Origin of the sequence: Pueribacillus theae (assembly GCF_003097615.1) — a bacterium.
In the GTDB taxonomy this organism is placed as follows: Bacteria; Bacillota; Bacilli; order Bacillales; family UBA6769; genus Pueribacillus; species Pueribacillus theae.
This window is the reverse complement of sequence record NZ_QCZG01000033.1, coordinates 12,975-28,247: the sequence shown is the minus strand read 5'-3', so window position 1 is coordinate 28,247 and position 15,273 is coordinate 12,975. Positions and strand designations below refer to the sequence as shown.

Here is a 15,273-nt window from a genome sequence, read left to right as displayed (position 1 = left end):
TGATTGATACGTGTCACAAGCAGAAAAATTTCTCGATCTGCCCCTTGAAGAAGTCATCGGAGATCGGTTTGGCCGCTACAGCAAATACATTATCCAAGATCGGGCTTTGCCAGATGTGAGGGATGGCTTAAAGCCTGTTCAAAGAAGAATTTTATATGCGATGCATCAAGATGGGAACACGGCAGAAAAACCATACCGAAAATCCGCAAAAACGGTTGGGAATGTAATTGGCAACTTCCATCCTCACGGTGATTCATCGGTTTATGAAGCAATGGTCAGAATGAGCCAATCATGGAAAGTGAGATATAATCTAATCGAAATGCACGGCAACAATGGCAGCATCGATGGAGACCCGCCCGCAGCCATGCGTTATACAGAAGCGCGTCTCTCATCAATAACGACAGAGCTGTTGCGTGATATTGAGAAGCAGACAGTTGAATTTGCACCTAATTTCGACGACACGACCGACGAACCAGTTGTTTTGCCTGCAATGTATCCAAATTTACTCGTAAACGGTTCAACAGGGATATCGGCAGGCTATGCAACTGAAATCCCTCCACACCAATTAGGTGAAGTGATTGATGCGGTTATCATGCAACTGGAGAAGCCTGATTGTTCACTGGAACAGCTCATGACCGTTATTAAGGGGCCTGATTTTCCAACAGGCGGCATTGTTCAAGGGATTGAAGGCATTAAGAAAGCCTACGAAACTGGTAAGGGAAGGATCATTGTCCGGGGTGTTGCTTCGATCGAAACGCTGCGCGGGGGCCGCGAGCAAATTACAATAACTGAGATTCCCGCAGACGTAAACAAAGCCAATCTCGTAAAGAAGATGGATGAACTCCGGCTTGACAGAAAGTTGGAAGGAATCGCTGAAGTAAGAGATGAGACTGACCGAACTGGGTTAAGAATCGTGATTGAATTAAGAAAAGATGCAAATGCGGACGGCATATTAAATTATTTGTATAAAAATACGGATTTACAAGTAACTTACAATTTTAATATGGTTGCCATTTATAACAAAACACCGCAACTAATGGGGTTAAAAAAGCTTCTTAAAGCTTATATCGATCATCAAAAAGAAGTGGTTACAAACCGATCGAGATTTGATTTGCACAAAGCGAAAGAACGCCTTCATGTTGTGGAAGGACTAGTTAAGGCGATTTCCATCCTGGATGAAGTCATCGCCACAATTCGGGAATCGAAAGATAAACGCGATTCGAAAAACCGGTTAAGCAAGCTGTATGGATTTACTGAACCGCAAGCAGAAGCCATCGTCACATTGCAGCTGTATCGTTTAACAAATACAGATGTGAAGACACTTCAAAAGGAAGCTTCAGAATTAGAGAAAAAAATAAAACAACTAGAAAGCATTTTAAAAAGTGAATCAAAATTAATCAGCGTCATAAAAAAAGAATTGGCCGATGTTAAGAAAAAATACAATGATGAACGAAAAACGAAAATAGAAGATGCGATTGAAGAAATTAAAATCAATTTAGAAGTCGTGGTGCCGAAAGAAGATGTCATTGCTACAGTTACAAAAGACGGCTATGTAAAAAGAACAAGTTTACGCTCATATTCCGCTTCAAACTTTGAAGATCTTGGTATGAAAGAAAGCGATCGCCTATTGCGGAAACTAGAGATAAATACAACGGAAACACTGCTTCTTTTTACGAATAAAGGAAATTTTATATACCTTCCAGTACATATGCTGCCGGATATTCGCTGGAAAGAGCCAGGGCAACATGTTTCCAATTTTATTACTTTTGATGAAAACGAGAAGATCATTGAAGCAATCGGCGTCTCTCATTTCACAGAAGATCTTAATCTGCTGTTTTTAACGAAAAATGGTTTCGTAAAGCAAAGTGTGTTGTCTCTTTACAAAGCACAGCGCTTTAATCGAGCCTTAATGGGCATTCGATTGAAAGATGATGATGAAGTGATAAATGTTTATGTAACGAAAGGGAATGAAGATCTCTTACTTGCAACAAAACAAGGGTATAGCTTGAGATTTAATTTGGAAGAAGTTAATCCGATCGGGTTAAGAGCTTTAGGCGTGAAAGGGATAAACTTGAAAGAAAATGATCAAGTGGTTGGCGGTATTATTTTAGATGAGAATGTTGATTTCGATCTTCTAGTCGTGACACATCGCTTCGCTGTGAAAAAAATGCCTGCCACACGTTTTGAACGTTCAAAGCGCGCAAGAAGAGGTGTGGCGATTTTAAGAGAACTTAAAGCAAATCCTCATGAAGTCATAGCATTTATTCCGGTAACAAAATTTGGACAGCTTAATATTCGAACAGAGAAGGGCGAAATCGTCAAAATACATTCATCAACCTTACGCTTGAGTGACTTGCAAAGCAACGGCTCTTTCGTTGCCGATAGTAAAAAAATTGGGGCAATCATTGACGTATGGGTGGAAGAAATCGCTTTAGAAGAATAAAGACCGGGATGGTCTTTTTTCTTTTGCCTAAACGAATAAACTTTCTTAAATATCACAAAATAAGGTAGACATCAATCTAAGGAGTGATAACCATGAGTGATCAATTGCAAAATACACTTTCTTATTTATCTTCAGAATTAAATCGAATTCAAACGATTGCAGGGACATTATCTTCTATTGAGACACAACATCATAAAGACTTAACAAACATGGGAGACGATAAACTTAATCAAATCGCAATCGAAGAGCAAAGCGCTTCAAGACAATTGGGAGAAATTAAAGAGATTTGTTTAGCACTTTCACAAAAAGTTGACGAAATGCAAAATGAAATTCAATAATGATCACGTAGGCGAGGGATCAGAATGTTTAATATAGTAAGCAGCTTTTCAAGAAAAATTGCAAATGAAGTCGTAGATAAAGCGTTGGAACGATTAACACGTGATCAATATACTGAAAACATATTTGAAATGGTGCCTGTTGCAAAAAAAGTTGGAATCATTAATCTAATGGAAAACGTCATGAGAGCTGAAAAGGGAATTCCCCCGGGAAGGCCACTTGGCAGCCATATGCGTTTCTCTCCGTGGGATAAGCTTTTATTCAATCCCGTACATTTGCACAGATTTCCAACACCTGAAAATGTCAACATTTCAAGTTCCGTAACAATTGGAAAAAACGCGAAAAAGCCTTTAACAATTTCTACACCAATCATGATTGCGGCAATGTCATATGGCGGCGCATTAAGCAAAAAAACAAAAATTGCCCTTGCAAAAGCCGCATCAAAAATTGGAACGGCGACAAATACTGGTGAAACAGGCTTAATGGAAGAAGAACGGGAAGCAGCATCGCTATTAATCGGGCAGTATAATCGGGGAGGCTGGCTGAATACTCCTGACAAATATAAAAGGCTGGATGCCATTGAAATTCAATTAGGACAAGGAGCCCAGGGTTCAACTCCTCAACGAACCGCAGCAAAAAATATTGGAGAAGAATACCGAGAAGTGCTCGGCGTTTCTGAAGAGGAAGATGCATTGATTCATTCCCGACTGCCTGCAGTAGACACAAAGGAACAGTTTATAGAACTCGTCCGGAAATTGAAGGATGAAACTGGTGTTCCTGTTGGGTTGAAATTTGCAGCAACCCATCATCTTGAAAAAGAAATCCAAATCGCTCTTGAAGCAAGTGTTGATTTCATTACCATTGACGGCGCAGAGGGGGGCACACACGCAGCAGCTCCAATTTTAGAAGATGATGTAGGCTTGCCGACGTTATTTGCACTTTCGAGGGCAGCGAAATTTTTAGCGAAAAAAGGAGCAACTAACGATGTTAGTTTAATTGCAACTGGCGGCCTTGTAACCCCGGGAGAATATTTAAAGGCACTCGCATTAGGCGCTGACGCCATTTACATTGGAACAATTGCTGTCATGGCATTAGTCGGCGATCAAATGACAAAAGTTTTGCCTTTTGAAGCCCCGACTAGCTTAGCCGTTTATAACGCAAAAGCAACCGAACAATTAGACGTCGATAGAGGGGCCAACAATTTATTTAATTACCTCAATGCTGCAACACAAGAAATGAGTCTTGTTTGTTATTCATTAGGAAAAACAAGCTTATCAGACGTTTCCGCTTCCGATTTATGCTCGTTAGATCCCTTTTTATCAAGAGCGCTTGGGATTGATCTAGGTTATGTGGCTCCAGAAGAGCAAGAGCAGTTTTTTGAAGGTTTTACAGATTTACCATTGCATGAAATGGCCCAAATAAATGAAAACCAAAGCCCAGAACAACAGATTCACTAAATAAAACGCACCTTCAGTTAAGTTTGTTTTAATTTATCCTGTTTCGGGAATTGACTTTAAAACACTTGAATGGAGGTGCTGTTCAATGGTATGGGATATGGACGATTACCCAGCTTCCATGAAAAATTTGGAAAAACCAGTACGTAAAAAAGCAATCGAAATAGCAAATGCTATGTTAGACGAAGGCTACGAAGAAGGCCGGGCTATCCCCATTGCTATAGATCAAGCAAAAAAATGGGTGGAGCATCATGGCAAGGACGAAATTAAAGAGTTCATGAAAAATGAAGATGTTACAAAAAGATCAAATAATAAAGACAATGCACACTCCGAATTGCTTGATCATGATGAATGTGTGATTCCCCATCCCGATGGTTGGGCTGTACAAGTAAAAGGGGGTAAAAAACCAAGCAAAGTCTTTAAATATAAAAAAGATGCAATCAGCCGGGCTAAAGAGATCGCTCAAAATAAAGGAGTAAATGTAATTATTTACAAAAACGACGGAAATGTCCAAAAGACATATTCTTATAAAGATTAAATACAGGCTAAGCAAACCTAAATTTTGCTTAGATTTTTTTTATCAATTGATTCTGATAATATATATTATGTAAACTAATTAAAAACGAAGCTAAGTACATTATAAACAATACAACTGGAACACACATAACACCGTTCATGGATATTTGAACGGTGTTATGTGTGTTGCCCTTTCAAGTTTTACTTTGAAATAAATTTTGATCAAAAATGAATTCTATTCAACAAATTTCAGCAATGTTAGTGCAAAAAAATAAGAGTTGCCGCAGCAATCCCGATCTTAAGCTCGAGTACCCATTACGTAGCTGATCTATGAAAGAACAGCTCTTTTCTTGATTAGAATGAATAATTGTAATACAATAAAGGTATACGCTATTGAAGATCTTTCGAATTCTTTCTTGAACCCTTCTTCATGTGATCATGACACTCCAAGACAATATGGAGTTCCCTTATTCCGTTAAAGCCAGTGAAATTTAACCAGCTATTCCGTAAGCTAATAATAAGAAATACACACAAACTAACACCGCACCATTAGATAAACACCAATTGCCCCCGGTAGCCACCTCTTAGAAATTACAGCAAAAATTATTCCAAGTAGTGAAAGAGAACCAAGAATTATAATCATTAACAACAAATTTACATTTGGTCCTCTGAGAATAAAAAATGTAAATATGCTGATCAATACCATCAAGATTGATAAAACTCCATATATATTCTTTGTTTTTTTCTTATTCAAATTTTGAAATCTCCTTAAATCGACAAGTATTGATTTCTACCTAAAAGCCATTTGTACAATGATTTGGCTTTTAAATAATGAACCCAAATTACGAAAGTAACTTGAATAAGCATTAATTCTCAGGACTGTTTGGTAAAGCTTCGAAAATTCGGCTATTAGGAACCCTTTAATTCGGCAAAATGGATATACCTCCCGCCCCTCTCCAAAATGAAGGGGCCAAGAAGTTTCCAGTTTATTCTTTTGCCTTCCTCTTTTAAGTCCCGGTTCTATTCATCGTTATTCAGAAGAGGAATTTCGTTAACTTCCGTTCCATCAATATTGATCCGGTAGAGATGATAATCCCCACCTTTTTGGCCAAAACGCTTATCGACCATAAAGTAAATTTTGTTATCAGGACCAATCACAGGGCTTTCAGTGTATTTCTTTAGACTCGTCAGTTGCTGCTCCTCTTTTGTCTCTGCATTGTATTTGTATAATTCATACTGAAAGGTATCCCCTGAGTCTGGATTGCTAACCGATTGAAATATGAATTCTTTTTTATTCGGAAGTACGGTAAAGTCATAGATATCGGTTTTGCGGTCAGGATCGCTAACAACTTTTAGGTTTGTCGGTTGGTCTAGAGGAATCTGGAAAATCCGCTGAATTAATTCAAAGCTGTCTTCAGCTGTTTCTCCGTCCGCATCATCCGGCATTTGTACAAATACTGACTTACCGTCTTGTGCATTTTTAAGGGAATCCATTGAGTATTTCTTTAGGTTTGTATGTTTGATTTGTTTGTTATCCGCAAATTTGTACTCATGCAGGTCAAAGTCATGCGGACGTTTACTTGCAATCGGTGAATAGTTCTTGAACACCCCAGCCTGCAAGTAAAACAATGACTTCCCTTTCGGTGAAAATTCGATTTCAGTAATGGCCGATGGGACAGAAAATAGCTCCCTATCTTCCTTTGTTTCAAGATCATATTGATGAACGGTACTTGCTAATTCTTCATCCCAATTTTTATTCGTAGAGATATAGGCCAGGATGGAACCGTCATTTGAAAAGCTCGGATCTAAAATTAATTTGTCATTTTCTAATTCTAAGGCTTTCATTTCCAGTGACCGTTTAGGGTTGTATAAGTGAATTTCCGGTTTACCATCTGAGTAGCTGACATAAGCGATCGTTCCTTGTACAGATATATCAAAATCTCCTGACAACCCGTTTCGTTTTTCATTTTCTCCTTTGCTAAACAGCAAGCCAACGGCGATGAGGATAGCCGTGCTAATGGCGACGAGGGTGGCGAAAAGCCACAACCACTTTCTTTTCTTCATAGTAAAACTCCTTAGTCTGTTAAAATGGGAAAAAGATATAAATGAGTATCAAAGCATTAATCAAAATAGAAATAATAGCGATAACAAAAGCGCTTCCTTTATGTTTTTTTAGTAACTTCATCTGCAAAAAATATAATAATATCCACAACACAAAAGGAATCATCATAAGCAGTATGAGTGGATGATACCCGCCAAACAGCCACATTCCAACCCATAGGTAGAATAATGCAACACCAGCCACCACGGCACCTAAAACAAGATTAATTAAGTGCAGACGTTTTGCCTCTTTAACTATTTCCCCCTGTAAGTTCATCTCATAAATGGTTGTTTGATAAACTAGAAAGAGTGCCAAAAGAATGATCAACCAATTTAGAATTGCGATTGGCAAAAAAGCTGTATGATCGAAAGAGGATACAATCGTATATCCGTATAAGTCGATAATAATATGAGTAATGAGTATGCTATTCATCCACCGTCTGCGGTTAAATCCAACAACTTGATTTAAAGCGATAAGGAAGAGCAATGAATTGATAAACATAGATGGGATCAACCATCCAATAAGTGCATCCCCTTCAATAGATAGCAAAAGCAAATACACACTGATGGAAAAAATAAAGGAAGACACAGATAATGTAAGCATAAGCTCTTTTCGGTACGGAAAAATGGACTGTTGCAATTGGCATCCTATCTCCTTCTCTGGCCCAAAACGTTCCATCGCCTCCAATTCAGCCTCCTTCTCATTCATTCCTTCTCTCATTAATTCCTCTTTTAAAAGTTCCAGATGGGTCATGAGCTCTTCGCTGATGTCTTCTTTTTCTTCATTTCCGCATGCGGTTTGCTTTAGTATTTTTTCAACATAATGTTCAAAATTAGATTTCACCTAATCCCTCCGAACTTCTTTTCACCAGGTTGTGAATGAAATCCCAATTTTTCTTCTTAGCTTCAAGTTCCTTTTTACCCAAATCGGTAATACGATAATATTTACGTCTCCCAACCGGCGTTTGACTCCAATAAGAAGTTACACATTGTTTTCGTTCCAGGCGTTTTAGTGCGGGATAAAGAGTGCCTTCGCTCATTTCATAGATTCCATCACTTAAATGCTTTAACGTTTTGGTGATTTCATACCCATATACATCACGTTGTCCAATCAATGATAAAAGCAATAAATCTATACTGCCTTTCATCATTTCCTTATCCATTTCTCCATCGCCTCTTTCGATTTTAATATAACAACATTGTAATACGATGTACATCGTGTTACAAGTTAAATGTTCGCATGAAAGTGAATTTGATGGAGCTTCGGCATCTTCCTTAGAAACTCATCAAAGGATATTTAAAGTCGAGTAATCGGATTATAGTGTTGAAAACCCATTTTAATGGTTAAATGTTCACATAACACTAAATCGGATCGTCGTGTAGAACAGCAGCTCTTTTCTTGATTAGAATGAATAATTGTAATACAATAAGGGTAATCATACAAAGACGCAGATGCTGCCAGCATCTGCGTCTAGGATAGTCGCCCGCTTTGAAGAGCGGCCAGCGTAATCATGTGAAAAAGTAATCACCAATTTAGCCGGGGACAGCTAGGGGTGATTACTTTTTTTGTTGAAAGATCATGACCACAACCATCACGAATGTCAATACGAAGATGCCGAATCCTAAAATGACGTTTGCTATGTCTGTCGTAATCACTTGGACCTCACCTCCCCTCTTCTTTAAGTGGAGGTTTTGGCCGCTCACCTAGCTGTATGCAACTATACTAAGATTATATCATTTTAATCTATCCAACTCCATTTGAAAATTACAAAGCCGTTCATGCTAATTAAGCTTATTATAATACGAAAAGAAACAAAAGCGCATCAAATTCTTTCGCTGTAACCTGTTTTCATTTATCATTCGTAAACGGTCACAATTACTCCATCCATATTGTCACCTGAAATCGCATATTCGTGATTTTTCGGAATATTAATGGTCATGTTTTCAGAAAAAGGGTAATAAGTAACAGTATATTTTTTACCTTCGAGCTTAGCCAAAACCTTCTTTTTCTCCTTTAGGTAATCTAAATATTCTTCTAAAACAAAACCCTTTTCCTTCATAATCGCACTATGCGGCAAACCAACATAGCGAATATGCCAAGGTTCATATTGGATGCCTGTAATATCAATTTTATCCTCTGGGTAGCGTAAAATAAAGCCGTATTTCCAAGCATTTTTTTCTATCCATTTTCCTTCTGGTGCATCTTCCATTTTCATTTGTGTAGACCCTACATCAAGCGATAAACCCAAATTGTGTTCACTATAACCCGGAGGTAAGGCACGGTCAGATCCCATTTGTTCATATAGTTTATTTTGTTCCTCAAAACTGCGAAATCCACTTGTGATGGCGAAATTATGGAGTCCATCTTTTCCAGCATCAGCAACCATCTCTGAGAATTTATGTGCAAAATCCTTTGACATATAAATTTCACTACCTAATAACACGTACCCCTGTGTCAATTCATTGTGCATGGATAAATTGACCACGTCTGATTTAATACTCTCTTGGTGAACTGGGTGTTCACTATTGACCAATAGCAGATTTCCTTGATAAATTTGTTCTTCTGCAATATCTATTTGTGAGCTATTTTCGGAAGCTCTTCTATCCTCTACTTTGTCATTTTCATGTTGATCATATTTCTGCACTTCTACATTTGGTATATCTGCTTTTGATTCAAAAAACGATCCCTTATATGTGAAGGTTAAAAACAAGGACAAAAGTAATAATAGTAAAAATCCCCACTTCTTCATTTTTCAGTTTCCCCCTTATTCTTCTTTATTTAAAAGAATAGGTAAAACTATTTAAAAAAAGAGTGGGGTAAATCTTAAATTTTTCTTAAATCATGTATTTGAAATCAATCTATCTTAATTATTTTGTTCACTATCCTTTGGTAATCGGACTTCAAAAGTTGTTTGTACGACGCTGCTTTCAGCAGTAATTGAGCCATTATGCTGCTCTGCAATATTCTTCGCAATGAACAGGCCCAACCCTGTGCTATACTCTCTATGGGTTCGTGCTTTGTCTCCAGTATAGAACATATCAAAAAGATGCGGGAGTTCATCTTGAGGAATGCTATCTCCATAATTCACAACTTGTACTACCACTTCATTTCCTTCAATGGAACCATTAATATCTACATACTGACCCTCATATCCATAACGAATTGCATTAGTGATAAGATTTTCAAACAGTCGTGCTAGCAAATCTCCATCGCCCAAAATGGGTAAATGGATCGGACTATTCATCCGGGCAATCAAATGATTGTTTTCGAATACAGGATACAATTCTTCATTTAATTGGTTTAGCAGGTCAGTTAAATTTAATCTTTTTTTATCTACTGGCAGCATTCCATAATTCATTTTAGTTATTTCGAATAATTCATCAATTAGCCTTTCTAAACGTTGGGATTTAGTAAAAGCAATCGTTAAAAAATGCCTGACTTGTTCTTTCGTCAAGCTTTCATCTTTAAGGATTAAATCCAAGTAACCCAAAACAGAAGTCAGTGGTGTACGCAGATCATGCGCCAAGTTTACGACTAGCTGATCCTTACTGCTTTCCGAAAAGTCACCTCTTACTATGGCTTCTTTTAATTTTTTACTTGCGAGATTGATGTCTTTCGCAATATCGTTAAACTCATCATTTGATTGGATTTCAACTTGATGTTGAAAATCGCCACGAGCAAGGTAGTAAATTCCTCTTGAAATCTCATTGAAATAGGTAGAATAGCGTTTCGTAAGGAGAAAGAAAAACAATAAAGAAAGTGGGATAAAGATAAGTAAAAAGAAATTAGTGTCTCCCATTTTTTTCATAAATAATCGAAAATGGGTTAATAAATCGCCGTAATCAACCCAAGTATGATAATAATATTGAAGTATTTTAAAGATTATATAGGTTATGGTACCAGACAGAATCATACTCAATCCAAAAAACACAATCATTTTTGAGCGAAAACTTCGTACGATTTTAACCATTGAATGTATACCCGACTCCCCACACAGTTTTAATTAATTTGTTTTTCTGTTTATCTTCTTTAAGTTTTTTTCGTAACGTACGAATATGAACCATAACGGTATTCCCACTTTCAAAATATGCTTCGCCCCACACCTGCTGAAAAATGTTTTCCACACTATAAACTTTCTTTGGATGACTGGCTAGTAAATACAAAATATCAAACTCTTTAGGAGTTAGATCAATATATTCACCGTAAAGAGTAACCGCACGTTGATCAGGAGAAATAACTAGTCCACCAAACTCTAAATTTGATTTATTTTCGGTCTTAGCTTGATTCAATGTCGTAAATCGCCGTAACTGGGCATTTACGCGAGCTACCAATTCAATGGGAGTGAATGGTTTAGTCATATAATCATCTGCTCCAATTACGAGTCCCTGTACTTTGTCGAAATCAGATGTTTTAGCACTCAAAAATATGATAGGCATATTATGCTGTTCACGAATGCGGTGGGTTACTTCATATCCATCCATTTTCGGCATCATAATATCCAAAATCAGCAAATCAAAGACCTGATTCTCGACAACACGAACAGCCTCTTTACCATTCGTTACTTTCATGACATGGTACCCTTCTTTTTCTAAATGAAAGGCAATTAGATCAGCAATTTCCTCCTCATCATCAGCAATTAGTATCGAAATATCTTTCATAATTTGCACCCCTAAATAAAGTTTACATATAGGTCCTATTCATTTTCTATTATATCTTTTCTTTTTCAAAAAAAACGGTCTTATTGTTGGACCTTTCCCACCTTTCTATGTCAATTGCTGTTCCGCAAATTTTCGATATAGTTCATGTGACTGTAATAGTTCCTGATGTGTTCCGCTTCCTGTGACTTGCCCATTTTCGATAAAAATAATTTTATCGGCATCGACGATTGTTGACAATCGATGCGCAATGACGAATGTCGTGCGTCCTTCCATTAATCGTGTTAATGCTTGTTGGACGATCCCCTCGGATTGACTATCCAGACTGGCGGTCGCTTCATCCATCATGAGGATTTTTGGGTCGCGTAAAAAGGCTCTAGCTATTGCAATTCGTTGTCTTTGCCCTCCCGATAATTTTACTCCGCGTTCACCAACTTCGGTATCCAATCCATTGGGAAATGTTGTAATAAACTGATCAGCATAGGCCATTTTGGCTACTTCCCATAGGCGTTCATCCGGGATTTTCTCTCCATCCCGCAAACCATAGCATAGATTTGCCCGAATTGTTCCGGCCATCATTGCACTTTCCTGTGGCACATAACCAATTTGGCTGCGCCATGATTCCATGGATAAATCTTCGATCGGTGTGTTTCCGATTCGTATTTCTCCAGCAGTAGGCTCGTAAAAGCGTTCCAGCAAACCAAACATCGTCGTTTTTCCCCCGCCGCTTGGCCCTGCAAAAGCAATCATTTCACCAGGCTGCGCCTCAAATGAAATATTTTTAAGGACAGGCTCATCCTCGTTATAGGAAAATGACACATTTACAACTCGAATTGGCTCGTTTGTAATATCTTTTACCTGCCCTTCTTGCCCTCCTTCAAGTGGTAGTTCCAATATGTCAATAATCCGTTCTGTTGCTCCTTTTGCTTTTTGTAATTGCGTAAAAAACATCGCAAACATTGTAATCGGCATAATGATTTGAAAGAGATAAAGCAGGAATGCAACGAGTGTTCCCGTTGACATTGCGCCGCTTGCAACACGCATTCCGCCGTAAGCAATTATAAGCACGATAACAATCATGATCACAAGCTGCATGATAGGCGCGATTAAGGCGAAAATACGTGCTTCTTTTAACCCGAACCTTAATAATTTTTCAATTCCATTTAACCCTTTTTCTTCTTCATTTTTTTCAGCAGTTGAAGCCTTCATTAAGCGGATTTCAGCAAGTGTTTGTTGGATATGTCCTGTAAATACAGCCGTTTCATCCTGTAATCCTCTTGATATTTTTGCCATTTGGCGGCCGAGTGGAATCATAACTGCTAACGTAATTGGAACAGCAACCAACATCATGAGCGTCATTTTCCAATCCATAATCAGCAAGATTATAATCGCGCCGATAATCGAAATAATACCTGTAATAAATTGCGGGAAATGCTCTGAAATTAAATCTTTTACAATACTTGTATCGTTAACAACGCGGCTGACTGTTTCGCCACTTGATGTTTTGTCGAAATAGCGAACGGGCAAACGAACGAGCTTTAACCACATGCGTTCACGAAGTCTGGCAATAATTTTTTGACCAATTGAAGTAAGTAAGTAAAGTGATAACCCACCTATCATCGCTTGAATAATAAATGCGAGTCCAATCGTAATAATAAGGGGAACACTTAGTGATGACATAGAGAAGCCATCTACTAAATTTTTGGTCAGCATTGGAACAACCAAACCCGCCAATGTTGTAATGACGCTTGCAATTAGCCCTACTGTGAGTGCGAGCTTTGGAATATTCGTTGATAAAATTAATGATAGAAATGATTTTAAACCATTCTGTTTATCTTTCATAGATTATAGCTCCTTCTTTGGGAGGGCACTCCCCAACCATGTGATTGATTTCATCGATCTAGAGATTATTTTTTAAAAAAGGTTATGGTAAATGTCGTTCCTTCATCCTGTTTACTTTCTACAGTTACTGTTCCGTGATGCATGTCAATAATTTTTTTTACAATGGACAGACCCAGTCCACTTCCACCTGTATTACGGTTTCTTGCTTTATCTGCCTTATAAAATCGCTCGAATAGGTGTAGTTGATCCTCCTCAGCTATACCAACGCCATTGTCAGAGATTGCTACAATAAGATTTTTGTTTCGTATGGATATTTCTATGTGAATGATTCCACCATTGGGTGTGAACTTAATCGCATTACTTAGCAAGTTCATCCAAACCTGATCCAATAATTCTTTATCAGCGGTAATCGTTGCTTCCTCCAGGGAAAGCTCCATGTCAATCTGTTTTTCCATCCATTGCGGTTCACAGGATAAGACTACATGCTGCAGCTGTTTGTCTAAGCGATATTCCTTCAACTCGAAAGGCTGTTCTGATGATTCCAAATAGGTTAACTTCAGCAAATTATCGCTTAGATTAGATAAGCGTTGGCTTTCTGCTTCAATAATGGAAAGATAGTGCAACCTTTCACTATATCTGAGTTTTTCGTTCCTTAATGCTCTTGCAAAGCCACTAATCGATGTGAGCGGAGATTGAATTTCATGGGAAACGTTCGAAACAAACTCTTGTCGCATTTTCTCCATTTGCCCCAATTCCTTGGACATATAATTAAGATTGTCGACAATTTCAGCAAATGGATCACCAGGATGGTCGTGCCCCGGTATTTTTCCTAATCTTACATTGTAATTTCCCCTAGAAATCTGTTTCATCGCATTAATGATAGATTGAAAGAACTCCGCAAATTTTTGGTGTTCACGAGAAAAAATACGTGTGAGAACAAATACCACACAGCCAAAAATAAAGAAACCGAACAATGAATTAATGAGCTGAACAAGAAACGTATTCGGTCTTATATTCAAAAGGTTATAAAGAAAATCTGTTATAAAAAAAGCCGCAGACCAGCAAAGCGATAATGAGACCATGAAAACGGAAAAAGCTAAAACTTTTGTCCAACGTGTTCTATTCACGATTTTATCTCCAGTCGATATCCCAATCCACGAACGGTGGTAATTTGGAAATCATATTCTTGATCCGAAAATCGCCCGCGAAGCCGCTTAATATGAACGTCAACAGTTCGTTCATCACCTTCATAATCATAGCCCCAAATTTTTTCGATTAATTGTTCTCGCGTAAATGTCTTTCCGGGATAACTGGCTAACTGAAATAGGAGCTCAAATTCCTTTAACGGCAACATAATCTGACTGCCGTGATAGATGACTTCATACGTTTTTCGATTCAGGCTCAAACCGCCGACTTGCACGGTTTGAGAGATTGAGATATGGTAACGTTTTAATAACGCTTTTACCCGAGCAACAAGCTCCAATGGTTCAAACGGCTTAACGAGATAATCATCCGTTCCCATGTCAAAACCTTTTAATTTCTGTGATGTTTCTCTTTTGGCAGTAAGCATAAGCAACGGAAAGTCATAAAATTCCCTTAGCTCATGGCATAATTCCCAACCATCCATATTCGGCATCATGATATCTAGAATTACCAGATCTACTTTGATTGATTCAAGTGTTGTAAGTGCCTCCACACCATCGGAAGCTTCACAAACACTGAACCCTTCGTCCTTAAGGAGCAGCCCGACTAATTCTCGAATATGTGGATCATCGTCAACAATCAGGATTTTTGTCATGTCTATCTATTCCTTTCAACCACTGTTGCTAACAGTATACAATAACGTTATGAACTGAATATGAATTTTAAAGTCAATAGAAAAACTAAACATGATATAATTTTTATGAATAAAATTGGGAAGTGCCT

General features: G+C 38.0%; 13 protein-coding genes and 1 pseudogene. 4 read left to right on the top strand and 10 right to left on the bottom strand.

Translation table 11 applies throughout. The annotated features are described in order from the left end of the window. Positions 1 to 10 precede the first annotated feature (10 nt). The 4 genes from parC (at position 11) to DCC39_RS14095 (ending at position 4,771) form a co-directional block, all read left to right on the top strand. Positions 11 to 2,443, top strand: coding sequence for a DNA topoisomerase IV subunit A (parC, locus tag DCC39_RS14110; RefSeq protein ID WP_116555543.1), 2,433 nt, complete (start codon positions 11 to 13; stop codon positions 2,441 to 2,443). A gap of 92 nt (positions 2,444 to 2,535) precedes the next feature. Further along, positions 2,536 to 2,781: a hypothetical protein gene (locus tag DCC39_RS14105; RefSeq protein WP_116555542.1), complete on the top strand. Its 246-nt coding sequence runs from the start codon at positions 2,536 to 2,538 to the stop codon at positions 2,779 to 2,781. A 24-nt stretch (positions 2,782 to 2,805) separates the two neighbouring features. After that, on the top strand, positions 2,806 to 4,236 hold the full coding sequence (locus tag DCC39_RS14100) for an FMN-binding glutamate synthase family protein (protein WP_116555541.1): 1,431 nt from the start codon (positions 2,806 to 2,808) through the stop codon (positions 4,234 to 4,236). An 85-nt stretch (positions 4,237 to 4,321) separates the two neighbouring features. Then, a complete protein-coding gene (locus DCC39_RS14095; protein ID WP_116555540.1) occupies positions 4,322 to 4,771 on the top strand; it encodes a DUF2188 domain-containing protein in 450 nt (149 codons plus the stop codon). A gap of 469 nt (positions 4,772 to 5,240) precedes the next feature. Here DCC39_RS14095 and DCC39_RS19500 read toward each other — a convergent pair. The 10 genes and pseudogenes from DCC39_RS19500 to DCC39_RS14045 form a co-directional block, all read right to left on the bottom strand. Further along, positions 5,241 to 5,455, bottom strand: a pseudogene (locus DCC39_RS19500) (hypothetical protein). A gap of 314 nt (positions 5,456 to 5,769) precedes the next feature. After that, a complete protein-coding gene (locus DCC39_RS14085) occupies positions 5,770 to 6,813 on the bottom strand; it encodes a TolB family protein (RefSeq protein ID WP_116555539.1) in 1,044 nt (347 codons plus the stop codon). Positions 6,814 to 6,832: 19 nt separating this feature from the next. Beyond that, a complete protein-coding gene (locus tag DCC39_RS14080) occupies positions 6,833 to 7,693 on the bottom strand; it encodes a permease prefix domain 1-containing protein (protein ID WP_116555538.1) in 861 nt (286 codons plus the stop codon). Beyond that, on the bottom strand, positions 7,683 to 8,012 hold the full coding sequence (locus DCC39_RS14075) for a PadR family transcriptional regulator (protein ID WP_116555537.1): 330 nt from the start codon (positions 8,010 to 8,012) through the stop codon (positions 7,683 to 7,685). The genes DCC39_RS14080 and DCC39_RS14075 overlap by 11 nt, the downstream gene beginning before the upstream one ends. 693 nt (positions 8,013 to 8,705) lie before the next feature. Further along, positions 8,706 to 9,599 (bottom strand): VanY-A/VanY-F/VanY-M family D-Ala-D-Ala carboxypeptidase, encoded by an 894-nt coding sequence (vanY, locus tag DCC39_RS14070; RefSeq protein ID WP_116555536.1) that lies wholly within the window; start codon positions 9,597 to 9,599, stop codon positions 8,706 to 8,708. 114 nt (positions 9,600 to 9,713) lie between these two features. Further along, complete coding sequence (locus DCC39_RS14065; RefSeq protein ID WP_116555535.1) at positions 9,714 to 10,820, bottom strand: sensor histidine kinase; 1,107 nt, start codon at positions 10,818 to 10,820, stop codon at positions 9,714 to 9,716. Continuing rightward, positions 10,813 to 11,508: a vancomycin resistance response regulator transcription factor, VanR-F/VanR-M family gene (gene vanR / locus DCC39_RS14060; protein ID WP_116555534.1), complete on the bottom strand. Its 696-nt coding sequence runs from the start codon at positions 11,506 to 11,508 to the stop codon at positions 10,813 to 10,815. The genes DCC39_RS14065 and vanR overlap by 8 nt, the downstream gene beginning before the upstream one ends. A 105-nt stretch (positions 11,509 to 11,613) precedes the next feature. Continuing rightward, a complete protein-coding gene (locus DCC39_RS14055; protein ID WP_116555533.1) occupies positions 11,614 to 13,347 on the bottom strand; it encodes an ABC transporter ATP-binding protein in 1,734 nt (577 codons plus the stop codon). Positions 13,348 to 13,412: 65 nt separating this feature from the next. Beyond that, positions 13,413 to 14,474 carry a sensor histidine kinase gene (locus DCC39_RS14050; RefSeq protein ID WP_240613657.1) on the bottom strand — a complete coding sequence of 354 codons (1,062 nt, stop codon included), beginning with the start codon at positions 14,472 to 14,474 and terminating at the stop codon, positions 13,413 to 13,415. Next, the gene (locus DCC39_RS14045; RefSeq protein ID WP_116555532.1) at positions 14,471 to 15,145 is read right to left on the bottom strand and encodes a response regulator transcription factor; all 675 of its coding nucleotides are present in this window, start codon (positions 15,143 to 15,145) and stop codon (positions 14,471 to 14,473) included. The genes DCC39_RS14050 and DCC39_RS14045 overlap by 4 nt, the downstream gene beginning before the upstream one ends. Between the last annotated feature and the right edge of the window lie 128 nt (positions 15,146 to 15,273).

Excerpts from the sequence above, each read along its gene's own strand:
- DCC39_RS14105 (WP_116555542.1), top strand. The coding sequence starts at position 2,536 with ATGAGTGATCAATTGCAAAATACACTTTCTTATTTATCTTCAGAATTA.
- DCC39_RS14100 (WP_116555541.1), top strand. The coding sequence starts at position 2,806 with ATGTTTAATATAGTAAGCAGCTTTTCAAGAAAAATTGCAAATGAAGTC.
- DCC39_RS14095 (WP_116555540.1), top strand. The coding sequence starts at position 4,322 with ATGGTATGGGATATGGACGATTACCCAGCTTCCATGAAAAATTTGGAA.
- DCC39_RS14085 (WP_116555539.1), bottom strand. The coding sequence starts at position 6,813 with ATGAAGAAAAGAAAGTGGTTGTGGCTTTTCGCCACCCTCGTCGCCATT.
- DCC39_RS14075 (WP_116555537.1), bottom strand. The coding sequence starts at position 8,012 with ATGGATAAGGAAATGATGAAAGGCAGTATAGATTTATTGCTTTTATCA.
- vanY (WP_116555536.1), bottom strand. The coding sequence starts at position 9,599 with ATGAAGAAGTGGGGATTTTTACTATTATTACTTTTGTCCTTGTTTTTA.
- DCC39_RS14065 (WP_116555535.1), bottom strand. The coding sequence starts at position 10,820 with ATGGTTAAAATCGTACGAAGTTTTCGCTCAAAAATGATTGTGTTTTTT.
- vanR (WP_116555534.1), bottom strand. The coding sequence starts at position 11,508 with ATGAAAGATATTTCGATACTAATTGCTGATGATGAGGAGGAAATTGCT.
- DCC39_RS14055 (WP_116555533.1), bottom strand. The coding sequence starts at position 13,347 with ATGAAAGATAAACAGAATGGTTTAAAATCATTTCTATCATTAATTTTA.
- DCC39_RS14045 (WP_116555532.1), bottom strand. The coding sequence starts at position 15,145 with ATGACAAAAATCCTGATTGTTGACGATGATCCACATATTCGAGAATTA.